General features: G+C 64.8%; 21 protein-coding genes and 1 pseudogene. 18 read left to right on the top strand and 4 right to left on the bottom strand.

Annotation, left to right across the window (positions count from 1 at the left end):
* Nucleotides 1-3 precede the first annotated feature (3 nt).
* Complete coding sequence (locus RAD04_RS07595) at nucleotides 4-1,512, top strand: tripartite tricarboxylate transporter permease (protein WP_461623266.1); 1,509 nt, start codon at nucleotides 4-6, stop codon at nucleotides 1,510-1,512.
* Between the two features lie 31 nt (nucleotides 1,513-1,543).
* Here RAD04_RS07595 and RAD04_RS07590 read toward each other — a convergent pair whose 3' ends face one another.
* Complete coding sequence (locus tag RAD04_RS07590) at nucleotides 1,544-2,134, bottom strand: TetR/AcrR family transcriptional regulator (protein ID WP_244550611.1); 591 nt, start codon at nucleotides 2,132-2,134, stop codon at nucleotides 1,544-1,546.
* A gap of 120 nt (nucleotides 2,135-2,254) precedes the next feature.
* On the opposite strand from RAD04_RS07590, the gene RAD04_RS07585 reads away from it, so the two are divergent.
* From RAD04_RS07585 to RAD04_RS07545, 9 genes and pseudogenes are all read left to right on the top strand, one after another.
* Nucleotides 2,255-2,743 carry a tautomerase enzyme gene (locus RAD04_RS07585; RefSeq protein ID WP_461623265.1) on the top strand — a complete coding sequence of 163 codons (489 nt, stop codon included), beginning with the start codon at nucleotides 2,255-2,257 and terminating at the stop codon, nucleotides 2,741-2,743.
* A 15-nt stretch (nucleotides 2,744-2,758) separates the two neighbouring features.
* Nucleotides 2,759-3,538 carry a crotonase/enoyl-CoA hydratase family protein gene (locus RAD04_RS07580; protein ID WP_461623264.1) on the top strand — a complete coding sequence of 260 codons (780 nt, stop codon included), beginning with the start codon at nucleotides 2,759-2,761 and terminating at the stop codon, nucleotides 3,536-3,538.
* A 296-nt stretch (nucleotides 3,539-3,834) separates the two neighbouring features.
* Nucleotides 3,835-4,533 (top strand): alcohol dehydrogenase catalytic domain-containing protein, encoded by a 699-nt coding sequence (locus RAD04_RS07575; protein ID WP_461623263.1) that lies wholly within the window; start codon nucleotides 3,835-3,837, stop codon nucleotides 4,531-4,533.
* 13 nt (nucleotides 4,534-4,546) lie between these two features.
* Nucleotides 4,547-4,693, top strand: a pseudogene (locus RAD04_RS07570) (hypothetical protein); the annotation flags it as partial.
* Nucleotides 4,694-4,744: 51 nt separating this feature from the next.
* The gene (locus RAD04_RS07565) at nucleotides 4,745-5,056 is read left to right on the top strand and encodes a hypothetical protein (RefSeq protein ID WP_461623677.1); all 312 of its coding nucleotides are present in this window, start codon (nucleotides 4,745-4,747) and stop codon (nucleotides 5,054-5,056) included.
* Between the two features lie 47 nt (nucleotides 5,057-5,103).
* Entirely contained in the window at nucleotides 5,104-5,286 is a 183-nt protein-coding gene (locus RAD04_RS07560; RefSeq protein WP_091960733.1) for a hypothetical protein, read from the top strand.
* A 485-nt stretch (nucleotides 5,287-5,771) separates the two neighbouring features.
* Complete coding sequence (locus tag RAD04_RS07555; RefSeq protein WP_091960736.1) at nucleotides 5,772-5,933, top strand: DUF2934 domain-containing protein; 162 nt, start codon at nucleotides 5,772-5,774, stop codon at nucleotides 5,931-5,933.
* Entirely contained in the window at nucleotides 5,930-6,115 is a 186-nt protein-coding gene (locus RAD04_RS07550) for a hypothetical protein (protein WP_104463822.1), read from the top strand. The genes RAD04_RS07555 and RAD04_RS07550 overlap by 4 nt, the downstream gene beginning before the upstream one ends.
* A 232-nt stretch (nucleotides 6,116-6,347) precedes the next feature.
* Nucleotides 6,348-6,623, top strand: a complete 276-nt coding sequence (locus RAD04_RS07545; protein ID WP_461623262.1) for a DUF2934 domain-containing protein — start codon at nucleotides 6,348-6,350, stop codon at nucleotides 6,621-6,623.
* 1,639 nt (nucleotides 6,624-8,262) lie between these two features.
* Here the strand turns inward: RAD04_RS07545 and RAD04_RS07540 are convergent.
* A complete protein-coding gene (locus RAD04_RS07540) occupies nucleotides 8,263-10,050 on the bottom strand; it encodes a peptide ABC transporter substrate-binding protein (protein WP_461623261.1) in 1,788 nt (595 codons plus the stop codon).
* Between the two features lie 320 nt (nucleotides 10,051-10,370).
* Here RAD04_RS07540 and RAD04_RS07535 point away from each other — a divergent pair, with 320 nt between their 5' ends.
* From RAD04_RS07535 to RAD04_RS07500, 8 genes are all read left to right on the top strand, one after another.
* A complete protein-coding gene (locus tag RAD04_RS07535) occupies nucleotides 10,371-11,165 on the top strand; it encodes a MetQ/NlpA family ABC transporter substrate-binding protein (RefSeq protein WP_461623655.1) in 795 nt (264 codons plus the stop codon).
* A gap of 166 nt (nucleotides 11,166-11,331) precedes the next feature.
* Nucleotides 11,332-12,366, top strand: coding sequence for a putative FMN-dependent luciferase-like monooxygenase (locus RAD04_RS07530; RefSeq protein WP_095426610.1), 1,035 nt, complete (start codon nucleotides 11,332-11,334; stop codon nucleotides 12,364-12,366).
* A gap of 35 nt (nucleotides 12,367-12,401) precedes the next feature.
* Nucleotides 12,402-13,004 carry a CMD domain protein gene (locus RAD04_RS07525; protein WP_461623260.1) on the top strand — a complete coding sequence of 201 codons (603 nt, stop codon included), beginning with the start codon at nucleotides 12,402-12,404 and terminating at the stop codon, nucleotides 13,002-13,004.
* A 15-nt stretch (nucleotides 13,005-13,019) separates the two neighbouring features.
* Nucleotides 13,020-13,598, top strand: coding sequence for an alkylhydroperoxidase domain protein (locus tag RAD04_RS07520; protein WP_461623259.1), 579 nt, complete (start codon nucleotides 13,020-13,022; stop codon nucleotides 13,596-13,598).
* Nucleotides 13,599-13,657: 59 nt separating this feature from the next.
* A complete protein-coding gene (locus tag RAD04_RS07515) occupies nucleotides 13,658-14,815 on the top strand; it encodes an ABC transporter substrate-binding protein (RefSeq protein WP_183236977.1) in 1,158 nt (385 codons plus the stop codon).
* 54 nt (nucleotides 14,816-14,869) lie between these two features.
* Entirely contained in the window at nucleotides 14,870-16,693 is a 1,824-nt protein-coding gene (locus tag RAD04_RS07510; protein ID WP_461623258.1) for an ABC transporter permease, read from the top strand.
* A complete protein-coding gene (locus RAD04_RS07505) occupies nucleotides 16,693-17,538 on the top strand; it encodes an ABC transporter ATP-binding protein (protein WP_461623257.1) in 846 nt (281 codons plus the stop codon). Before RAD04_RS07510 ends, RAD04_RS07505 begins: the two co-directional genes overlap by 1 nt.
* Nucleotides 17,535-18,275 (top strand): ABC transporter ATP-binding protein, encoded by a 741-nt coding sequence (locus RAD04_RS07500; protein ID WP_091960769.1) that lies wholly within the window; start codon nucleotides 17,535-17,537, stop codon nucleotides 18,273-18,275. Before RAD04_RS07505 ends, RAD04_RS07500 begins: the two co-directional genes overlap by 4 nt.
* A gap of 3 nt (nucleotides 18,276-18,278) precedes the next feature.
* Here RAD04_RS07500 and RAD04_RS07495 read toward each other — a convergent pair whose 3' ends face one another.
* Nucleotides 18,279-19,793: a helicase HerA domain-containing protein gene (locus RAD04_RS07495; RefSeq protein ID WP_461623256.1), complete on the bottom strand. Its 1,515-nt coding sequence runs from the start codon at nucleotides 19,791-19,793 to the stop codon at nucleotides 18,279-18,281.
* Between the two features lie 103 nt (nucleotides 19,794-19,896).
* Nucleotides 19,897-20,715, bottom strand: coding sequence for a YkgJ family cysteine cluster protein (locus tag RAD04_RS07490; RefSeq protein ID WP_461623255.1), 819 nt, complete (start codon nucleotides 20,713-20,715; stop codon nucleotides 19,897-19,899).
* Nucleotides 20,716-20,733: the final 18 nt, after the last annotated feature.

The following is a 20,733-nucleotide window of genomic DNA, read 5'->3' as shown; positions in this document are numbered from 1 at the left end:
GTCATGGATACTCTCGTCAATGTCGCGCATGGCTTCGGGGTCGCACTGGCGCCGATCAACCTGCTTTACTGTTTCATCGGCGTCTTCATTGGCACGCTGGTCGGCGTGTTGCCGGGCATCGGGCCGATCTCGGCGATGTCGTTGCTGCTGCCCGTGACGCTCTCGGGCACGCCGGAATCCGGCATCATCATGATGGCCGGCATCTATTACGGCTCGATGTATGGCGGCTCTACCACCTCGATCCTGGTCAATATCCCCGGCGAGGCGGCATCCGTCGTCACATGCATCGACGGCCACCAGATGGCGAAGCAGGGCCGCGCGGGTCCCGCGCTCGGCATCGCCGCCTTCGGCTCCTTCATCGCCGGCACCTTTTCGCTGGTCGCCTTGATGCTGGTTGCGCCGAAGCTCGCCAGCGTCGCCATCGTTTTTGGTCCGGCCGAATATTTCAGCCTGATGGCGCTCGGGCTCGTGGTGCTGACCTTCCTCACCCAGGGCTCGATGGCGAAGGCCTTGTTGATGGCCTGTATCGGCGTCGTGCTCGGCCTGATCGGGCTCGACAGCATTACGGCGCAGCCGCGCCTGACCTTCGGTCGCATGGAACTGATGGACGGCATCGGACTCGTGCCGGTCGTGATGGGTCTGTTCGGCGTCGCCGAGGTCCTGCTCAACACCGAGCAGGCCATCAAGCGCGACATCATCAATGCCAAGATCACCCGGCTCCTCCCGAACAAGGACGACTGGAAGGCGAGCGCCGGCCCGGTCGGCCGTGGCACCATTCTCGGTTTCTTCCTCGGCATCCTGCCGGGCGGCGGCGCCGTCGTAGCGTCCTTTGCCTCCTACGCGCTGGAGAAGCGGCTCTCCGCGACGCCCGAACGTTTCGGCCATGGCGCCATCGAAGGCGTCGCAGGGCCGGAAGCGGCCAACAACGCCGCAGCCGGCGGCGCGTTCATTCCGCTGATGACGCTCGGTATTCCGCCCAACGTGGTGATGGCGCTGCTGCTCGGCGCCTTCGTGGTTCACGGGCTGCAACCGGGGCCGCTGATGATCACGCAGAACCCCGGGCTGTTCTGGGGCATCGTCGCCAGCATGTATATCGGCAATCTGATGCTGCTGGTGCTCAATCTGCCGATGATCGGCATGTGGGTGCAGCTCTTGAAGCTGCCTTACAACATCCTGTTCCCCCTCATCATCCTCTTCACCATCATCGGCGTCTATTGCAGTGGCAACAACGTCTTCGACGTCTATGTGATGATCGCGTTCGGGATCATCGGCTACTTCATGCGCAAGCTCGGCTATGAGCCGGCACCGCTGGTGCTCGCCTTCGTGCTGGGACCGATGCTGGAGAACAATCTGCGCAAGTCGCTGATCCTTTCGCAGGGCGATCTCGGCACCTTCGTAACGCGGCCGATCTCGGCGGTGTGCCTCGCGCTTGCTCTGGTGCTGCTGATCGGACCGCTGTTGCCGACGCTGCGCAGAAAGCGCGAACTGGTGGCGCTTGACGAGGGAGCCTGACGTTGACCTGTGCGGCTCTCGCTTCTCGACGCTATGGCTTGTCGATTGCGCTCTTCAGCAGGAGCTCGAGCTCGTGACTGACCTCCTCCAGGGGTTGGGCGCTACGCGCAGCCCTGCACATGGCGACTGTACCTTCGACCGATGCGACGATCAGCGTGGCAAGCCGCCGTGCGCGCGACGCGGTGAGGCCTTCCTGCTTCAGCGCATTGGACAGGATCTGCTGCCAGTCCGCAAAGATGCCCTGAGCGAGATCAAGCAGATGGCGCTGGACCGCCTGTCCGCCGGCGGTTTCCTGATCGGAGGGATCGCTGACATATTCCTCGACGGCAACTGCCAGGATAGGACATCCGGCCTGATAATTCGTCTGCTCCAGCGTCCTCTTCCAAAGCGTGATGAAGGCGCGCAGGCCGGCCATGGCCCCCCGTTCGCTGGTGAGATGCCGCAGGGGACCGCTGACCTGGGTGCCCGCAAAGACAATGGCATCTTCGATGAGCTGCCGTTTGCCCCCGGGAAAATGATGGCTGATCGATCCGCGCGGCGTGCCGGTGTGGCGCACGACCTCTCGTACGCTCGTCGCATTCACGCCGCGGCGGCTCATCAGATCGGCGGCCCCGGCCACCATTTTCGCTCTCGTATCGGACGTCATCGGGCACCTCGTCGTCCAACGCTACAATATGACAGTTGACATAGCCAGCGCCGTGTGGGTGTATGTCACGTGACATAGTCAGCCGGAGAGCTCGAGATGACCTTTATCCATGTGATGACCCCGCAAGGCCGATTGACCGGTCAGCAGCGCCGGGTGCTTGCCAAGACGCTGACGGATGCCGTGCTGGTGCCGGAGGTCGGCCGGCTCGTTCCCCAGGCACGGCGAGGTTACCAGGTGCATTTCCTCGAGCGGCCATTCGACATGATCGCGCACGGCGGAGAGCTGCTCTCGGACCAGCCGAGCGACGTCATGGTGGTGGACGTCGTCGTGATGGACTGCTGCTGGACCCGCGAGGACCGGGCCACGGTCATTCGCAACGTTCTCAGCGCCCTCGCGGATGCCTGCGAGATGAAGGAGCCCTCTCCGAGCTGGTGGGTCAATTTCCGCATCATCGAAGAGGGCAATTGGGGCTCTCGCGGCGGCGTGTTGTCCTTCCTCGACATTCTCCAGGAGGGCGCAGCGGCGTTCCCGCCGGAGCGGGCCGCAGCCATTCGAACCGCACTCGCCATCAAGAACGACAGGTAGACAGGAGACGCTCGCATGACCACCGAAGGCACGATCCGCACCGAGGCGCATGATCACATCCTGAAGATCATCATCGACAATCCCGCCAAGAAGAACTCCTTCTCGCCACAGATGATGGATCTGCTGTCGGACGCGTTGACCGAGTTGCACGACAACGACGGCTACTGGGTCGGCGTGATTTGCGCGGAAGGCAAGGACTTCACCGCGGGCCTCGACATGCCGAAATTCTTCGGCCCGAATGCCGAGAAGCGGACTGTCAAGGAAGGCAATGTCGACGTTTTCGGCCTCACCAAGCGCTGCAAGAAGCCAATCGTCACCGCGACTCAAGGCATCGTCTACACCGTCGGCATCGAGCTGATGCTGGCCGGCGACATCGTAGTGGCCGCCGACGACAGCCGGTTCTGCCAGATGGAGGCCAAGCGCGGCATCGCGCCCCTGGGCGGCGCTCACTTCCGCTATCTGTCCCGCGCAGGCTGGGGTAACGCCATGTACCACCTCTTCCTCTGCGACGAATTCACGGCGCAGCGTGCGCGCGAGATCGGTCTCGTTCAGGAGGTCGTTCCGGCCGGCCAGCAGATCGGCCGTGCCATGGAGATCGCGGCGATCATCGCCCGCAACGCACCGCTTGGGATTCAGGTGACCAAGGAAGCGGCCGCGAAATACACCGAGCAGGGTGGGACGGCTGCGATCGCCTGCATTCCGGCGATCCGGGACCGTGTGCTCAAGAGCGCCGACGCGCGCGAGGGCATCCAGTCCTTTGTCGAGCGGCGCCCGGCGGTCTTCCAGGGGCGGTGAGCAAGAGGTCGGCAGCGATCCCGCGATCAACCGGATGCGTCGAGCGTATGCTTCGGCATTGCGGGCGCAGGCTGTTCCCGGCACGGCCTCAAAGCGGACGCTAACCTGGAATACCGCAATCTCGCGTACAGCGCCTGGGTGGCTGGCCTTGTTGTCGCCAGTCCACTCGCTCGGCCCAAGGGGCCCTCAGCATAAGCATCCCCTGGTGCGTTGCGACATTCGAGCTTGCTGGCACGAAAAATGCTGAGCCGCCTCGTCGAAGGCGAGCATGAAGTTCGCCGCGGACGGAGGACAACATGAAAGCCCAAGTACTGAGAGCGTATGACGAAAAGCTTTCCGGCGAGCGCTGGGTTAGCGAAGAACAAGTGCCTGATCCGAAGCTGACGAAATCGACCGACGTCATCGTTCGCATTGGCGGTGCGGGCGTATGCAGGACCGATCTTCACATCATCGAAGGCGTGTGGAAGCCGCACATGGATCCGACCGGCGACAAGCTGCTGCCCCTGATCATGGGACACGAGAATGCCGGCTGGATCGAGGAGGTCGGCAAGGAGGTCGAGGGGTTGAAGAAGGGCGATCCCGTGATCGTCCACCCGAAGATCACCGGCGGGACGTGTCTCGCCTGCCGTCGGGGCTTCGACATGCACGGTTCCGGCACATTTCCCGGTCTCGATTGCAATGGGGGCTATGCAGAAGTCCTTTGCACCTCGGAACGGAACATTGTCCCTCTGCCGCGGACGCTTGCGCCAAAGGAGGTCGCGCCGTACGCGGACGCGGGTCTCACGGCGTATCGCGCAGCGAAGAAAGCCACGCGTCACCTTTTGCCGGGCGAATTCTGTGTCGTCATCGGTGCGGGCGGCTTGGGTCACATCGGAATCCAGTGCCTCAAAGCGATGTGTGCGGCCGACATCATTGTCGTCGACAAGTCCGAGGCATCGCTGAAACTAGCGGAAAAATCAGGCGCCGATTGTGCGTGCCTTCGGACCCCGACCTGAGCCCACCGCTTCAATGGCTTTGGGCGCCATCTCCAGCTTGGCCTGGAGTCCCGATGGAAGCTGGCTGGCAATGTCCGTCGCAGAAGGAGGTATCGTATTGCTGCGCCTTTCCGATGCGCGTGCCGTTCGGATTCCGAGCTATCCTGCAAGCGTCCGGTCTCTTTCGTGGAGTGCTGACTCCCGCACTCTTGTGACGAGCGGAGCCTACCGCATGACCGCATGGGACGTTTCCAGTCTCGACGACGGTGGCGAACAGCCGACGAGCGTTGGCACCGGCCGCGGTGGCTTCGTCTTTGTCGAGGCAGTGGACGTGCATCCGGGACGTCCGTTGGTCGCGGCGGGATACACCGACGGCAAGGTCGTCGTTGCCAGGATTGGCGAAGCCGACGAACTGGTCGTTAAACCGCCGGGCCGGAGCGCGGTCCAGACCGTCCGCTGGTCCGACGACGGCGAGCATCTTGCCATCGGGACACACGGCGGCGAGGCGGCGATCGTGACGTTCCCGCCGCAGATCTTCAAGTAACGGCGAGCTGGGCGACGAGCCTTGCCGCGAGCTCCAGGAGGAAGTTCATGACAGCAACCGAAGCGCGAAGCGAAGCCACAAGCAAGGATCACTTCTTCCAGGAACTGGCGGAGCTCTCCGAGCGTATGATTGCCGCGCATGGAAAGGAGTTTTCGATGGGGGCCTTGGTGTTGGCGGCGAGGTTCATCGCCGAAAATAAGCCCTTCGAGAGTAGCGCAACAACGCAGTGAAGGCGCGGCGAAGGTGCTACATCCGGAAGAGAGGTATCACGCTCGGGTTCGCACCTCCGATCCAAGTTTATGAATTTACGTAGGATTTTGATTTTTTTGGAAGTGGTGGCGGATCCTTCTCCCGCTACCAATATCTCCGAGCTTCGCATCTCCATCCTCCCGAGGCATTGCACGACCCTGGTGTCCTGACTTTTGCGATCTGGGGATGTGCGGTCGTGATCCCGGTGATGGCGGCCGCCTGGCCTTCTTGAGAGCCGGGGCGTTGCCCGTGTGGCTCCTGTCCTGGCTGGGCGCCCTGTTCTTTCCTGGTCTCAAGGTATTGATGAGGACGTCGTCGCCCGGGCGCGCGCGATTAGGAACTCCCGCGCACGATCGAAGCTTGAATCCGCGGGTCAGCCTCGCCGCCGATCGCTGGCCTGCACGGCCCGCCTCCAAGCCCCCCATACCCCCCAGGGTGGGCCGTGCTTCACCAGAGGAGACGAGAATTGCCCGACCCGACCGAGCAAGAGATCAGAGAACGCGCGCACCGCTTGTGGGAGCAAGCCGGCAAGCCCGAAGGCCGCGAAGAAGAATTTTGGAACGCGGCCGAGCAAGAGCTGCGCAACGAGGACAAGTCGAACACGCTGCGGACGCCGGATACGCTGTGACCGACAAGAAATGCCCATTCTGCCAGGGTCTGGGATGGGTCTGCGAAAACCATCCGCTCCGGGCCTGGAGCGAGAAGCTCGGCGGCTGCCGCTGCGGCGAGGGCATGCCCTGCACCTGCAATACGGCGGAAGATCCGGAAATCAGAGTGGTGATCGTCGAAGCGGACACGACGTGGCACTGAGCTGGGGCCCGCTTCGGCTCGCAGTGGTGTCGGGTAGGATGGGGTGAGCCCTTGCGAAACCCATCATGCGTCGACGTCGTCTAGACCCCCGATGGGTTTCGCTTCGCTCACCCCATCCTACGCTCTCCCATCCCGCGCGCTTTTGCCGAGGGAACAGACCATCCCCGAAAGGAATTCAATCTCCGAACAGCACGGGCTCTGACAACATCCCTTTCCCACGGCAGTGTCGGCGGTGGACGAGCAGAAAAAGATAGAGCACCAGATCGAACTCGCCACGCGAGCGGCCGCGCTCGTCAGGGACGAGACCACCGGCCAGCGCTTCCGCAGCTTTGCCGAAGAGCTGAAGCGAAAGCTCCGCCGCGTGATGCGGCGCGGCCAGGTGCGCGCGCGCGCCTACGAGCTCTGGGAGCAGGCGGGCCGGCCGAGCAACCGCGAGCTGGAGTTCTGGCTCGAAGCGGAGCGGCAGCTCGAGGAAGAGCGCGAGGAGCGGAAGGGGGCTGGTTCGTAGGCGACAGGTGCTGGCCCGCGCAAGGGGCATTGCATTCGGACCTTTGCAAGGTCGTCATGCCCGGGGCTTGTCCGCCTGCGGGGCCGAAGCCCCTTCGGCGCGGCGAAGGCCCAGGCCTCCACGTTCTCAGTGCTGCATTGCAGTGAAGAAAAAAGCCGCCGGGCTCTTCACCCTGGCGGCCTCAAAAGTCCCTAGCTGTCGATCGCCTCCGCAGCCTCACGCGTACCGCCGTTACCTTGTTTGCGGCCATGCTGGGTCATTGTAGGGGAGGGCGCGTGATTCTGCTGTGATCTGAAGCACACAGTGGAAAAGAGGATGGGGACGGCTGGGATAATGTCACGAGAGCGGGCAGGTAGGACGGTAGAGTACTTGCGAAACCCGTCTTGCCCTCGCATTGGATACACCCAGATGGGTTTCGCTTCGCTACACTGCGCCGCTGTATAGAGAATGCCTTCGCGCTGATTCCACCGATTGCCGAATAATACCTGAGAAGCGGGCTCGCACTGACGGTCAGATCAATGTGCAGGCGTTCTTCGCAAACGTCTAAGTGTCTGACGAAGCCTGAGTGGAGGCAGTGCGTAGGATGGCGGCGGGCAGAATCCCGCCCCTGTGTCGCCCTCCGTCAATCCCTCTTCACAAAAAGATTCCACTTTACCGAAATTCGGTTTCGGCGTATGTGTCGCCCATCCCGGCTCACCCAAGAGGGGCGACTATGTGTCGTCACTGTCGCGAGCCGGGCTTGCGGTGGACGCGGCAGCGTCGGCATGAGAGGTGCGGGCAGGGCGGGTAGTCCCTGTGAGTCCGTAACCGCGTGCGACGAGCGGCGCTGTTAGGTTCGTCTCGCCGGCAGGTCGATGGCAACGTGCACAACGTCGTCGAACCCTGCGGCGAACAAGCGGGCCGTGCGTACGGCAAAACCGTGTGGTCCTGGCCGTCGTTGCTACGGTCAAGTCTTTCGCGAAGATGCGCGCGAGCCCAACCGGGCAGACGACATCGTCAATTCGCAGGGCGAGGGAGGCCAGAAGGAAAGGTCGGCTCCCGGGAGATCACGGCATAAGCCGTCCGACCATCGCGCAGGGAAGGCCGAGTGATCGGCGACACCTGTATGCTGCTGTGCGGTCTCCTTCTGCGCATAATTCGCGCAGCGGACCGCGGGTGCACGCTGGCACCCGGCCTTCCCTGCGCCCTCTTGGCTTTATGAGGGTGGAGCGACGAAGCAAAGCTCGGGCGGATTGCGCCGCGAGAACGCGAAGGCGTGCCTGTAAGCAAAGCTGCGCGCCACAAACTCGATGCCGTAGGGTGGGCAAAGCGCAAGCGTGCCCACGCCTTGTTGCTCATGGGGGGACATCGTGGGCACGGCGCTATGCGCCTTTGCCCACCCTACGGCACCGCCGCTGGGATTTGCACTAGAGCATCGCAATGAAGACGTGGAAAGAGCATGCGTTACACTCCGCTCTCGTGCCCCGGACGCTGCGCAGCGCCCCGGGCGATGCGAAGCATCGGCCGGGGTGGTGCGCTGCAGAGCCGGGGCCCATGTCGCTGCGCCCTACCGTGCCGCCCCTGGGTCCCGGCTCTGCGCAGCAACGCGCTATGCGCGTTGCAGCTTGTCCGGGACACGAGAGCCTTCGCGCCGTCCCCCTCAAACCCGATACCACGCCGCCAGATTCCACGTGATGGTGTCCCAGCCGGAGATGTCGATCATGAGGTTGTTGGCGCCGGCGTTGACGATGGGGCGTGAAAGCAGCGGCAGGAACACGTGGGCTTCGCAGAAGATCTCGTCGACCTTCATCAGCAGCGCGGCGCGCTTGACCGGGTCGAGCTCGTTCTGCGCGGCCTTGTAGGCCTTGTCGGCTTCGGGATCGGAATAGCGCGAGTTGTTGCGGCCGAGCCATTTGTTGTCCTTGGTGGCGATCTCCCAGGACACGCACTGGTTCAGCAGGCGCTCGGGATCGGGCTGCGGCTGCGTGGTGTTGTACATCTCCATGTCGGCATAGAATTTGGAGTAGGTGTCGGGATTGCCGACGTCGGAGGAGAAGAACACCGACGCGGTGACCGATTTGAGCTCGATGTCGATGCCGGCCTTCTGGCAGGCCTGCTTGATGATGGCCTGCGTCTTCTGTCGCGGCGCGTTGATCGAGGTCTGGAAGACGTATTTGAGCTTCTTGCCGTCCTTCTCGCGGATGCCGTCGGCGCCCTTCTTCCAGCCGGCGTCGTCGAGGATCTTGTTGGCCTTGTCGACGTCGAACTCGTATTTGAGCTTGGGCGATTTGAACTGCTTGGGCGCGTTGACGAAGCTCGCGGTGGCGATGCCGCCGCGGCCGTAGATGAATTTCTGGATCGAGTCGCGGTCGATCAGGAGGTTGATCGCCCGGCGCACCGCGGGATCGGACAGCGTCGGGTGCTTGGACTTGACGCTGGAGCGCTCGCCGTCGATCTCGGTCCACGGGTCCGTCGTGTTGAGGATGATGAACTCGACATTGCCGGACGGCGTGATGTCGAGCTTGCCCTTGCCGCCCGCCTCCATGCGCTTGAGCACCTCCTCCTCCACCTGCATGTTCCAGGCAAAGTCGTACTCGCCGGTCTGCAGCACGGTGCGCGCCGCGGACACCGCATCGCCGCCACCCTTGATCTCGAGCGTGTCGAAATGCGGCTGGTTCTTGATGTGATAGTCGGGATTGCGTTCGGCGCGGATCAAATCGCCCGGCTTGAACTCGACGAATTTGTACGGGCCGGTGCCGACCGGCTTCAGATTGGCCGGTGCCTCGCGCGACTTGGCGCCGGCATAGTCGCCGAAATGATGTTTTGGCAGGATCAGGCCGACCGAGCCGACGAACGGATCGGCCCAGAACGGCGTCGGCGCCCTGAAGATCACCTTGACGGTGTGGTCGTCGATCTTCTCGACCTTGATGTCCTTGTAGGATCCCGTGGTGTAGGCCGCGGTTGCGAGATCGGCGGCGTATTGCCAGGTGAAGATGACATCGTCGGCGGTGAAGGGCTGGCCGTCATGCCATTTGACGCCCTGCTTCAGCTTCCAGACGACGCTCATGCCGTCGGCCGCAAGGCTGCCGTTCTGCTTGGTCGGGACCTCGGCGGCAAGGCACGGGATGAGGTTGCCCTCCTTGTCCCAGCCGGCGAGCGGCTCGAAGAACACGCGCGAGGCCATCTGGTCCTTGGTGCCGAGCGCGAAGTGCGGATTGAGCAGGGTCGGCGCCTGCCAGAAAAGGAGCTTGAGCGGGCCGCCGCCGCCGGCCTTGGTCGGCTTGTACGGCAGCGTGGCATCCGCCATCGCCACGTCGTGCCAGAGCAGGATCTGGCTCGCGATCGGCGCTGCTAACCCGACCGCGGCCACCTTCTGGATGAACGAGCGTCGGGACAGCGTGCCTTGCTTCACCTCCGCGACCAGACCCCGGATTTCGTTCTCGTTCATCAGATGACCCTCCACCGCGAAGACAAATCGTCGCCGGCGGCCATCATGTTGCATCATGCACGAGGCGGCAATGCCGGCGTGACTGCCCGGCCATGCGACGAAATGACGATGGGGAACGCCCTTGCTGGCCACGGCCCGGACCGCTGCCCGGGAGCGGCGTGGGTGGTCATGGCGAAACTCCGGCGCTGTTTGCGCGTTCGTTCCCCACACCGGATCGAACGGAGAAGCGTCGTCCGCGCCGGGCGGCAAATATGGTTTTCCATTTCATTGATTTCATCCGGCGGAGAAGCGAATACGGTTCCAATCATTCTCGCCGTGCCATGGAGACCAAGATGTCGTTTCGCTTCCCCCTGATCCTCGCAACCGCGCTCGCCGCCTGGTCGGCAGCAGCCACCGCCGAGACCATCAAGATCGGCGTGACGCCGGGGCCGCATGCGCAGATCCTCGAGGCAGTGAAGCCGATCGCCGCCAAGCAGGGCCTCGACATCCAGCTGCTCGAATTCTCCGACTATGTCGTGCCGAATGCCGCGCTCGATGCCGGCGAGATCCAGGCCAATTCGTTCCAGAACCAGCCTTATCTGGACAACCAGAAAGCCGACCGTGGCTACAAGATCGAGGCCGTCGGCCTGACCGTGAACTTCCCGATCGGCGTCTATTCGAAGAAGCACAAGGCCATCGCCGACCTCCCCGAGGGCGGCAAGGTCTCGATCCCGAACGATCCGACCAATGGCGGCCGCGTGCTGCTGCTGCTGCGCGACAAGGGCCTGATCAAGCTGAAGGACGGCACCGGCTTCAAGCCGACGGTGCTCGACATCACCGAGAACTCCAAGAAGCTGAAATTCATCGAGGTCGACGCGGCGCAGGCGCCGCGCGCGCTCGACGATGTCGACGCCGCCGCGATCAACACCAATTATGCAACCCAGGCGGGCCTCGATCCGGTCAAGGATCCGATCCTGCGCGAGGACCCGAAGGGCCCCTATGTCAACCTGATCGCCGTGCGCACCGCCGACAAGGACAAGCCCTGGGTCAAGATCCTTGTCGACAGCTACCACACGCCGGAGGTCAAGGAGTTCGTCCTGACCAAGTTCAAGGGCGCGGTGCTGCCGAGCTGGTAGGCAATCTGCCCAGCCAACGTCCAGCGAAGTCCAGTGCAGGGGCGATCCCGGCGGGCAGCCTTGCGTACGAGCCTTTGCGTATGAGCCCTGCGCAATGCCCGCTTGTGTGGAGCAGCAGTAATCGACATCATCGGCAGCCTGGCCATCCTCGCCCGACAGGGGTCGCATGAAACGCTTTGCAAATCTGAAACGCCTGGGATTTTTCACGCGGCTATTGGACGAGGCCCCGCCCGCCGAGCGCTATCGCTTCGCGGCCGAGCAGATCGTTCGCGCCGAAAAGGCGGGCCTCGATTCCGCGTGGATCGCGCAGCATCATTTCCACGAGCGCGAAGGCGGCCTGCCGTCGCCCTTCACCTTTCTCGGCTACGTCGCAGCCCAGACCTCGCGCATCCGGCTCGGCACCGGCATCGTCACGCTGCCGCTGGAGAACGCGGTGCGGGTGGCAGAGGATGCCGCGGTGCTCGATCTGATCTGCAACGGCCGCTTCGAGCTCGGCGTCGGCACCGGTGGCAATCCGTCGGCCTTTGCCGCCTTCGGTCTCGACAGCGCCCAGCGCAACGAGATTTTTGCGCGCAATCTGGAGGTCGTCCGCACCGCGCTGGTCGGCAAGCCGCTCGAGGGTGGCGACACGATCTATCCGCAACGGCCGCAACTGGACAAGCGGATCTGGCAAGCCACGTTCTCGGTCGCGGGCGGCGCCCGCGCCGGCAAGGCCGGCGATGGCCTGTTGCTGTCGCGCACCCAGCCGCGAACCAAGGAGGCGCCGAAAGCGACGCTTGCCGAGATCCAGAATCCGGTCATCGATGCCTATCTGGAGGCGCTGCCCAAGGGGGCAGAGCCCCGCATCATGGCCTCGCGCAGCGTGTTCGTCGCCGACGATCATCGTGAGGCGTTGCGACTTGCAGACATTGGCTTGCGGCGCGCGCTGCCGCAGTTTCTCAAGGGCGGCCACGCCAAGCCGGGGGAGACGCTGGAGGAGATGATCACCGCGTTCGACACCCATGTCGGCGGCGCCGACGAGGTCATCGCATCGCTACGCACCGATGCCACGCTGGAGCGGGTGACCGATCTCGTGTTCCAGGTGCATTCGGTCGATGCCCCGCATCCCCATGTCCTGCGCTCGATCGATCTCGTCGCGGAGAAGGTCGCACCGGCGCTGGGCTGGACCCGGACGGCGCCCGACGTGGCGCTGGCGGGCTGATTGGACATGAAGAGCATCGCGTTGCACGAGGCCGAATGATGAGTACGCAGGATATCATCGACACACTCGCCGGGATCGAGCCGGGCTCGGCCTTGGACGCCATCCGCGCCCGCCGCCTGCAGGCGCGCGAGAACGCGCAGAAGAGTTATCTCTCGCTGTTCGAGCCGATCGACGCCGGCGATTTTTCGCTGGCCGAGCGCGCCGCGGTTGCCGCCTTCGTGACCGGGCTCCATGGCGGGTCCTCCGTTGCCACCTTCTATCGCGACAAGCTTGCCGCAAACGCGGACGGCGCGCCCCTGTTGGAGGCGATCGACGCCGAGATCGCGCGGGGCAGGACCTCGGGACCATACGGCTCCTTTCCCGCCGGTCCACTGTCGATCGAGAACACCGCCGGCCTGATCTATCGCGTCAGCGCGGCGAGCAAGCCGGCCCTCGACGCCAGGCTCGCAGCTGCGCTCGAACATGCGCATCTGCTGGTGTTCCGCCCGCGCGATGCGGCCGCCGCCGACATGAAGGCGCTGCTTGACGCCGGCTGGTCGACCACCGGGATCGTCACGTTCTCCCAGCTCGTCGCGTTCCTGTCGTTCCAGGTGCGGGTCGTCAGCGGCTTGCGCACGCTCGCCGCGGCGAACGCATAAGAGGAGGCCGCAATCATGAGCGCCACCGTCAATCCGCCCGTTGTCTTCACCCAAGACGAGCTCGGTTGGGTCTCCTGGATCGAGCCGCTGCCCGAGGCCGAACTCACCGAGCGGCATTACGCGGGCCTCGTCGATCGCGCCCGCGCCAAATCGGAATATTTCCGCCTGCTGGTGCGCGACCCCGAAGTGCTGGAAGCCCGCACCAAGACCGACAAGGACATCTTCTACAATGTCGCCGACGGCCTGCCGCGCGCCGAGCGCGAGCTCGCGGCCGCCGCGACCTCGCGCTACAACGGCTGCATCTATTGCGCCTCCGTGCATGCGCGTTTCGCCAGCTCCTATTCCAAGCGCCGCGACGACGTGCAGCGCCTGCTCGACGAAGGCATCAAGGCCGATCTCGGCGAGCGCTGGAATGCCGTGGTCAAGGCCTCGGTCGCGCTGGCCGCGACGCCGATCGCGTTCGGGCCCGACAATATCGCGGAGCTGCGCCGCGCCGGTCTCGACGATGCCGAGATCGTCGACGTCATCAACGGCGCCTCGTTCTTCAACTGGGCGAACCGGCTGATGTTGTCGCTCGGCGAGCCCTCGAAATAGGCAATCTCACCGGCACAAGAATTGCTGTTTTTTCAACACTTGAGTGGATGGAGCCGTGCATGAGCAACATCGATCGTCGTAGCCTGGTCAAGGGATCTCTCGCCGCCATGATGGCGGGAGCGGCCGTCTCGCGCGGCGCCTTCGCGCAATCGTCCGAACCGATCCTGCTCGGCGTCAGCGGTCCCCTGACGGGACCGAACGCGCAATATGGCACGCAGTGGAAGCAGGGTTTTGATCTCGCGCTCGATGAGATCATGGCGGCCGGCGGCATCAACGGCCGCAAGCTCGCCTACCAATTCGAGGACAGCCAGAGCGATCCGCGCCAGTCGGTGGCGATCGCCCAGAAGTTCGTCTCTGATCCCCGCATCGTCATGGAGCTCGGCGACTTCTCCAGCCCGGCCTCGATGGCGGCCTCGCCGATCTATCAGCGCGGCGGCCTCGTGCAATTCGGCTTCACCAATTCGCACCCCGACTTCACCAAGGGCGGCGACTTCATGTGGAGCACCTCGGTCAGCCAGGCCGACGAGCAGCCGCTGCTGGCGGCCTATGCCGTGAAGCGCCTCGGCCTCAAGAAGCTCGCAGTGCTGCACCTCAACACCGATTGGGGCCGCACCAGCCGCGACTATTTCGTCAAGGCGGCGAAGGAGTACGGTGCCGAAATCGCGGTGACCGAGGGCTACATCGCGGAGGAGCGCGACTTCCGCTCCACCCTGGTGCGCGTGCGCGACGCCAGTCCGGACGGGCTGATCCTGATCTCCTATTATTCCGACGGCGCGCTGATCGCCCGGCAGGCGCGGCAGGTCGGCCTGAAGCAGGTGATCTGCGCCGCCAGCTCGGTCTACTCGCCGAAATTCCTGGAGCTCGGCGGCGAGGCGGTCGAGGACGTCCATCTCGGCACGCGCTATTTCCCCGAGGATCCCAGGCCGGAGGTGAAGAAATTCATCTCGGGCTTCAAGGCAAAATACGGCGGGCAGGAGCCCGACGCCTTCAACGCTTATTCCTATGATGCGATGAACATGGCGGCCGCCGTGGTCAAGATCGGCGGCACCGACCGCCGTGCGGTCCGCGATGCCTTCGCGAAAGTGAAGGACGTCTCCAGCGTCATCTTCGGCTCCGCGACGTTCGACGTCGAGAGCCGCCGCGTCAAGGGCGCCATGAACGCCGAGCTCGTCGTGCGCAAGGGCCAGTTCGCGCTCTGGGACGGCAAGCCGACCTGATCTAATGGCTAGAGCGATCGCTCCGACCCGTTCTCCCTTCAGTAGGAACGCTGCGTGTCTTCCTGGCTTGACTACACGATCAACGGGCTGATCGTCGGCAATGTCTACGCCCTCGTTGCGGTCGGGCTCGCGCTGATCTTCGGCGTCAGCCGGCTGATCAACTTCGCGCAGGGCTCGATCTATCTCGTCGGTGCCTATATCGGCTGGGTCGCGGTGGTGCAGCTGCATACGCCGCTGCCGCTCACCATCATCGTGGTCGCGGTGGCTGCCGCGCTTGTCGGATTGATCATCGAGCGGTTCGGCCTGCGTCCGCTGCAAAATTCGGTGCGCATCGCACCGCTGCTCGCTACGATCGGCATCAGCTTCGTGCTCGATCAGCTTGTCATGCTGACCTTCTCGCCCAATCCGCGCGCGCTGCCGAGCCAGTTGCCGGATGTCCGTTTTCAGGTCGGCGGCGGCACGATCGGTCCGCTCGACCTGCTGATTGCCGGCGTCGGCCTCACGAGCGCGCTCTTGTTGTTCGTGTTCCTGCGCTACTCCAAGCTCGGCTGGGCCGTGCGCGCGGCGTCGCAGGACCGCGACGCGGCGATGCAGATGGGCGTCGACGTCAACCGCGTCAATCAGGCGGTGTTCGGCATTGCCGCCGCGCTCGGCGGCGTCTCCGGCATGCTGGTCGGCATGTACTACAACCAGATCGACACCGCGATGAGCCTGCAGGCGACGCTGAAGGGCGTCGTCGCCGAAGTCGTCGGCGGCGCCGGCAATGTGCCCGGCGCCGTCATTGGCAGCCTGCTGCTTGGTCTCGTCGAAAGCTACGGCGTTGCGGTGTTCGGCACCAGCTACCGCAATCTGTTCGCGTTCCTGCTGCTCGTCGTCGTGCTCGTGCTGCGGCCGAACGGTCTGTTCGCCAGCGCGCGGCAGGCCCCGCCCGAGCCGCTCACCGGCACCTTCATCGCGCCGAGCCGCCCGGTGCGCATCCCGCGCTGGGCGCTGCTGGCTGCGGCCGCGATCTTCGCGGTTCTGCCGTTTTTCCCGGTGTCGTTCTACGTGCTCCAGACCCTGATCAACGCCTGGCTGCTCGGCATGCTCGCGCTCAGTCTGACGCTGGTGGCGGGCACGATCGGCCAGGTCTCGCTCGGTCACGCCGCGCTGCTCGCGATCGGCGCCTACACCTCCGCGCTGCTGTCGCTGACCCTCTCCGTACCGGTGGGCCTTTCGATCATCGGCGGCGGCCTGATGTGCGCCGCGCTCGGCACCGCGCTGATCTCGCCGTCGTTCCGGCTGCGCGGGCATTATGTGTCGATCGCGACGCTCGCCATCGGCGAGATCGTCTCGCTGGTGATTTTGAACTGGGAAAGCGTCACACGGGGCCCGATCGGCATCTCCGGCATCCCGCCGCTGTCGCTGTTCGGCTACGATTTGATCAGCCCGGCCTCGATCTACTGGTTCAGCTTTGCGGTGATGGTCGTGCTGGCGCTGCTGCAGGGGCGATTGCTGACCTCGCATCTCGGCCGCAGCTTTCGCGCCATCCGCGACGACGACATCGCCGCGCGTGCCTATGGCCTCAGTCTCAACCGCTACAAGTCGCTGGCCTTCATCTTCGGCGGCTTCGCCGCCGGCGTCAGCGGCGGCATCGCTGCGCATCTCTATTCCTACATCAACCACGAGACCTTCAACACGCAGCAATCGATCCTGGCGCTGACCGTGGTCATCCTCGGCGGCCTCGGCAATGTCGTCGGCGCGATTCTCGGAGCGGTCGCGTTGGTCGGCCTGCCCGAGGTCTTTCGGATCGCGGCGGAGTATCGCATCCTGATCTACGGCATCGTGCTGTTGCTGCTCGTGCGGTTCAGGCCGCAGGGCCTGCTGGGGACGCTGTGATGGCACAGCTCAATTCCATGTTGTCCCTGCGCGAGTTGACGCGGCGCTTCGGCGGCCTCACCGCGGTCGACGCGATCGATCTCGATCTCGCCAAAGGTCAGCTTGTCAGCATCATCGGCCCGAACGGCGCCGGCAAGACGACGCTGTTCAATCTCGTCACCGGGCTCGATCGGCCCGACGCGGGTAAAGTTCACTTCGAAGGCCAGGACATCACGGGCCTGTCGCCGGAGCGGCTCGCAGGCGAGGGCATCGCGCGCACGTTCCAGCTCGGCCGCGTCTTCGGCAATCTCAGCGTGATGGACAACGTCCTGATCGGCGCGCACACGCGGCTGCGTGCGGTGAAGCCGGCGGTGCCGGTGGTCGGCCCGCTGCTGGAATTGGGGTTGGCGCTGCTGCGGCCCGCCAGCGTCAAGGCGGAAGAAGAGCGGCTCCGCGAGGAGGTGAAAGCCATTCTCGCCCGCTTCGGCGAGCGGCTGCTGCCGCGCGTCGACCAGCCTGCCTACAGCCTCTCCTATGCCAACCGCCGCCGCGTCGAGATCGCGCGCGCGCTCGCGCTGAAGCCGCGCCTGTTGCTGCTCGACGAGCCCACGGCCGGCATGAACCCGACCGAAACCGCGGAGATGCAGGCGCTGGTCGCCGAGCTCAAGGCGGAAGGACTGACCATCCTCCTGATCGAGCACAAGCTGGAGATGGTGATGCGCCTGTCCGATCGCGTCATCGTCATGGACGAGGGTAAGAAGATCGCGGAAGGGCCGGGCGACGCGGTGCGGAGCGATCCCAAGGTGATCGAGGCCTATCTCGGCCACGGTCTGTCAGGAACGTCGGAGCAGGAGAGCGCAGCATGACGAACTCCTCTCCCGAGCCGCTGCTCATATTATCCAACGTCAACACCTTCTACGGCCAGGCCCAGGTCCATTTCGATCTCTCGATCACGGTCGCGCGCGGCCACATCGTCTGCCTGCTCGGCGGCAATGCCAGCGGGAAGTCGACGACGATGAAGATCATCTTGGGCCTTGTGAAGCCGCGCTCGGGCGATGTCACGTTCGACGGCGCATCGTTGATCGGGCTGACCACGCCGCAGATCGTCCGTCGCGGCATCGCCTCGGTGCCGGAGGCGCGGCGGCTGTTCGCGGACATGAGCGTGCGCGAGAACATCCTGATGGGCGCCTTCGTGCGCAACGACCGCGACGCGGTTGCGCAGGATCTCGACAAGATGCTCACCCTATTCCCGAAGCTCGGTCAGCGCCTGTCGCAGCGCGCGGGCTCGCTCTCCGGCGGCGAGCAGCAGATGGTCGCGATGGCGCGCGCGCTGATGAGCCGTCCGAGGATGATCGTGATGGACGAGCCGACCATGGGCCTGTCGCCGCTCTATGTCGACCGCGTGCTGGAGCTGATCCGGACCATCAATCAGGAGGGCGTCTCGGTGTTCATGGTCGAGCAGAACGCCAGCCTCGCGCTGGAGATCGCACACGAAGCCTATGTGCTCCAGACCGGCAAGATCGTGCTGTCAGGCCCGGCACGCGCGCTGAAGGACGATCCTCGAATCCGCGACGCCTATCTCGGTGGCTCCGAGGCCGCCTGACGCTCAGGCCGACACGGCGCTCGCTGCCTGCTCCGCGGGCAGATCATCGCCATTGGGATCGCCGGGTGCCGTGGCCCAGGCCAGCTCGACCAGCGTCACGATCCGGCGTCCGCCGCCGTCGAGCTGGACCACGATCAGGCCCTGCTCCTCCATGTAGCCGAGCAGGCGCTGCGCCCGGCGCAGCGAATGCGAGCCATAGGCGCGCGCGATCGCGGCGTCGCCGGGACATGGCCAGCCTTCCTTCGCGGCGCGCGCGATCATCATGAACACGCCCTGCATGTCGTCGGGCAAGATGGATGCGCGCAGCGACACGTCCTGCCAGGCGTCGTCTTCGGCCAGATCAGTGCCGAGGCCGGCGCGCGCATGCGTCAGCATGCGGCGGAATTCGTTGAGATCGGGCACGGCGGAGCCGAGGCCCTCGATGCGGCAGCGGACCACGAACTCCTGATAGAGCACGCCGATGGCGCGGAAGCCGGCATCGGGCTCGGCCAGCACGGCACGCAGCGTACGAGCCACGCGCTCGCGCCGTTCCGCGAGCTCCTCGGCGCTGACGGGCACCTCGACCAATTCGGGCCGGATCTCCGGCGTAGCGGCGGCCTTCGCGGCGCGGAGCTGTTCGAGCAAATCCGGTGCCGGCCGGCGCTGCGGCCGGCTGGCATCGGGCGGCGGCGCGGCCAGGATCACGGCGCGCATATCTTCAAGCGAGGATGCCGGCAGCGGCATCAGCCGCGGCGTGGAATTGCGTGGGCTGGTGTCGGTCGGCCCGATCTGCAAACGCAGGGGGCGGCGCGACAGCGCAGGTCCCAGCGCCATGAACTGCCCACGCTCGAGATCGCGGAAGGATTCGGCCTGCCGCCGCTCCATGCCGAGCAGATCGGCGGCACGCGCCATGTCGATGTCGAGGAAGGTGCGGCCCATCAGAAAATTCGAGGCTTCCGCCGCCACGTTCTTGGCGAGCTTCGCCAGTCGCTGGGTCGCGATGATGCCGGCCAGCCCGCGCTTGCGGCCGCGGCACATCAGATTGGTCATGGCGCCGAGCGAGAGTTTGCGCGCTTCGTCCGAGACTTCGCCGGCCACCGCCGGCGCGAACAGCTGCGCCTCGTCGACGACCACCAACATTGGATACCAATGGTCGCGGTCGACGTCGAACATCCCGCCCAGAAACGCCGCCGCGCGCCGCATCTGGTTCTCGGCGTCGAGACCTTCGAGATTGAGCACGGTGGAGACGCGATGCAGCCGGGCGCGCTCGCCGGCGACCTGAAGGCCGCGCTCGGTGTGATCCTCGGCCTCGATCACGAGATGGCCGAAACGCTCGGCCAGCGTGACGAAATCACCTTCGGGGTCGATGATAGCCTGCTGCACCCACGGCGCGCTCTGTTCCAGCAGCCGCCGCAGCAGATGCGACTTGCCGGAGCCCGAATTGCCCTGAACCAGGAGACGGGTCGCCAAGAGTTCCTCGAGGTCCATGGCGGCCGCGGCGCCTGCCGTGGTCTGCCCCATCTCGATTGCAACCGTCATGCCCGACTCAAGTCCCCGTCATTCGCGGACAGGGGCTTATCAATCCCGCCGCGGCGCGTCGAGCGGCACGGCGCTGATCAAGCCGCGTTGCCCACGGCGGCGTTCAGGCGTGATTCGACAACCGTAAAAGTGCGGGCCGATAGGGGGCTTGCGGATCGTCGTCCTCGTTCTCCGGGATGACGCAGGAGCCGAATTCCTGCCTGATCCGCTCCATCTCGGCGATGCGCTCATGCAATCGCTGCAAATGCTCCGGCGATGTCGCCCGCCAGAACCGGAACGTGTCGGCCGTCAGCGGCACGAAGGCCGTGCCGAACAGGGTCGGCTCGGGAACGACCGTGCGTCCAAGCAGCAGGAAGCGGTCGGCGCCGGAAACGATCAGGGTCGCATAGCCCCGGTTTCCGATCCGCTTGATGCCATTCAGCGACCATTCGGCGAGCTTGCCGAAATAAGGCTCCTCGCGCCAGCGATCGGGGCAATGGTCGTCGACCGTGACGTTCACGGCATCCTGGCTGAAATGGACGATAATGCCCGACTTCGCCGGGAACCAGTCATCGTCGAGATGCCCCTGCAGCCAGGCGCAGACGAAGGAGCGGCACATCTGGGGACGGCGGTCGTAGATGGTGCAACCGGTGCCCGTCTGCCAGTGCTTGCAGAGATGGTTCACCGGCTTGTCGACGGCGGCCACCTCGAGAATGTCGCAGCAGGCGTTGCACGATCCGCATTGCCGGGCGAACGGCGCCGTCTTCGGCTGGCCGGCTGCCTTGAAGCCCTGGCCGTCGCGAACCAGCAGCTTCTGCTTCTCCAGCGTGTTCAAGGCGCGCTCGACCTTGAGACGGGACAATCCGGTCGCGTCGATGACACTCTTCATGGTTGTCGCGCCGGCCTCCACCGCGCGAGCGACCTGCAACGTCGACTGATCCATCTTCGATGACTTGTTCTT

It is taken from the genome of Bradyrhizobium sp. 25ACV, assembly GCF_054863005.1.
This window is presented reverse-complemented; position numbering and strand designations above follow the sequence as displayed.

Excerpts from the sequence above, each read along its gene's own strand:
- RAD04_RS07595 (WP_461623266.1), top strand. The coding sequence starts at position 4 with ATGGATACTCTCGTCAATGTCGCGCATGGCTTCGGGGTCGCACTGGCG.
- RAD04_RS07590 (WP_244550611.1), bottom strand. The coding sequence starts at position 2,134 with ATGGTGGCCGGGGCCGCCGATCTGATGAGCCGCCGCGGCGTGAATGCG.
- RAD04_RS07585 (WP_461623265.1), top strand. The coding sequence starts at position 2,255 with ATGACCTTTATCCATGTGATGACCCCGCAAGGCCGATTGACCGGTCAG.
- RAD04_RS07580 (WP_461623264.1), top strand. The coding sequence starts at position 2,759 with ATGACCACCGAAGGCACGATCCGCACCGAGGCGCATGATCACATCCTG.
- RAD04_RS07575 (WP_461623263.1), top strand. The coding sequence starts at position 3,835 with ATGAAAGCCCAAGTACTGAGAGCGTATGACGAAAAGCTTTCCGGCGAG.
- RAD04_RS07565 (WP_461623677.1), top strand. The coding sequence starts at position 4,745 with ATGACCGCATGGGACGTTTCCAGTCTCGACGACGGTGGCGAACAGCCG.
- RAD04_RS07560 (WP_091960733.1), top strand. The coding sequence starts at position 5,104 with ATGACAGCAACCGAAGCGCGAAGCGAAGCCACAAGCAAGGATCACTTC.
- RAD04_RS07540 (WP_461623261.1), bottom strand. The coding sequence starts at position 10,050 with ATGAACGAGAACGAAATCCGGGGTCTGGTCGCGGAGGTGAAGCAAGGC.
- RAD04_RS07535 (WP_461623655.1), top strand. The coding sequence starts at position 10,371 with ATGGAGACCAAGATGTCGTTTCGCTTCCCCCTGATCCTCGCAACCGCG.
- RAD04_RS07530 (WP_095426610.1), top strand. The coding sequence starts at position 11,332 with ATGAAACGCTTTGCAAATCTGAAACGCCTGGGATTTTTCACGCGGCTA.
- RAD04_RS07525 (WP_461623260.1), top strand. The coding sequence starts at position 12,402 with ATGATGAGTACGCAGGATATCATCGACACACTCGCCGGGATCGAGCCG.
- RAD04_RS07520 (WP_461623259.1), top strand. The coding sequence starts at position 13,020 with ATGAGCGCCACCGTCAATCCGCCCGTTGTCTTCACCCAAGACGAGCTC.
- RAD04_RS07515 (WP_183236977.1), top strand. The coding sequence starts at position 13,658 with ATGAGCAACATCGATCGTCGTAGCCTGGTCAAGGGATCTCTCGCCGCC.
- RAD04_RS07505 (WP_461623257.1), top strand. The coding sequence starts at position 16,693 with ATGGCACAGCTCAATTCCATGTTGTCCCTGCGCGAGTTGACGCGGCGC.
- RAD04_RS07500 (WP_091960769.1), top strand. The coding sequence starts at position 17,535 with ATGACGAACTCCTCTCCCGAGCCGCTGCTCATATTATCCAACGTCAAC.
- RAD04_RS07495 (WP_461623256.1), bottom strand. The coding sequence starts at position 19,793 with ATGACGGTTGCAATCGAGATGGGGCAGACCACGGCAGGCGCCGCGGCC.
- RAD04_RS07490 (WP_461623255.1), bottom strand. The coding sequence starts at position 20,715 with ATGGATCAGTCGACGTTGCAGGTCGCTCGCGCGGTGGAGGCCGGCGCG.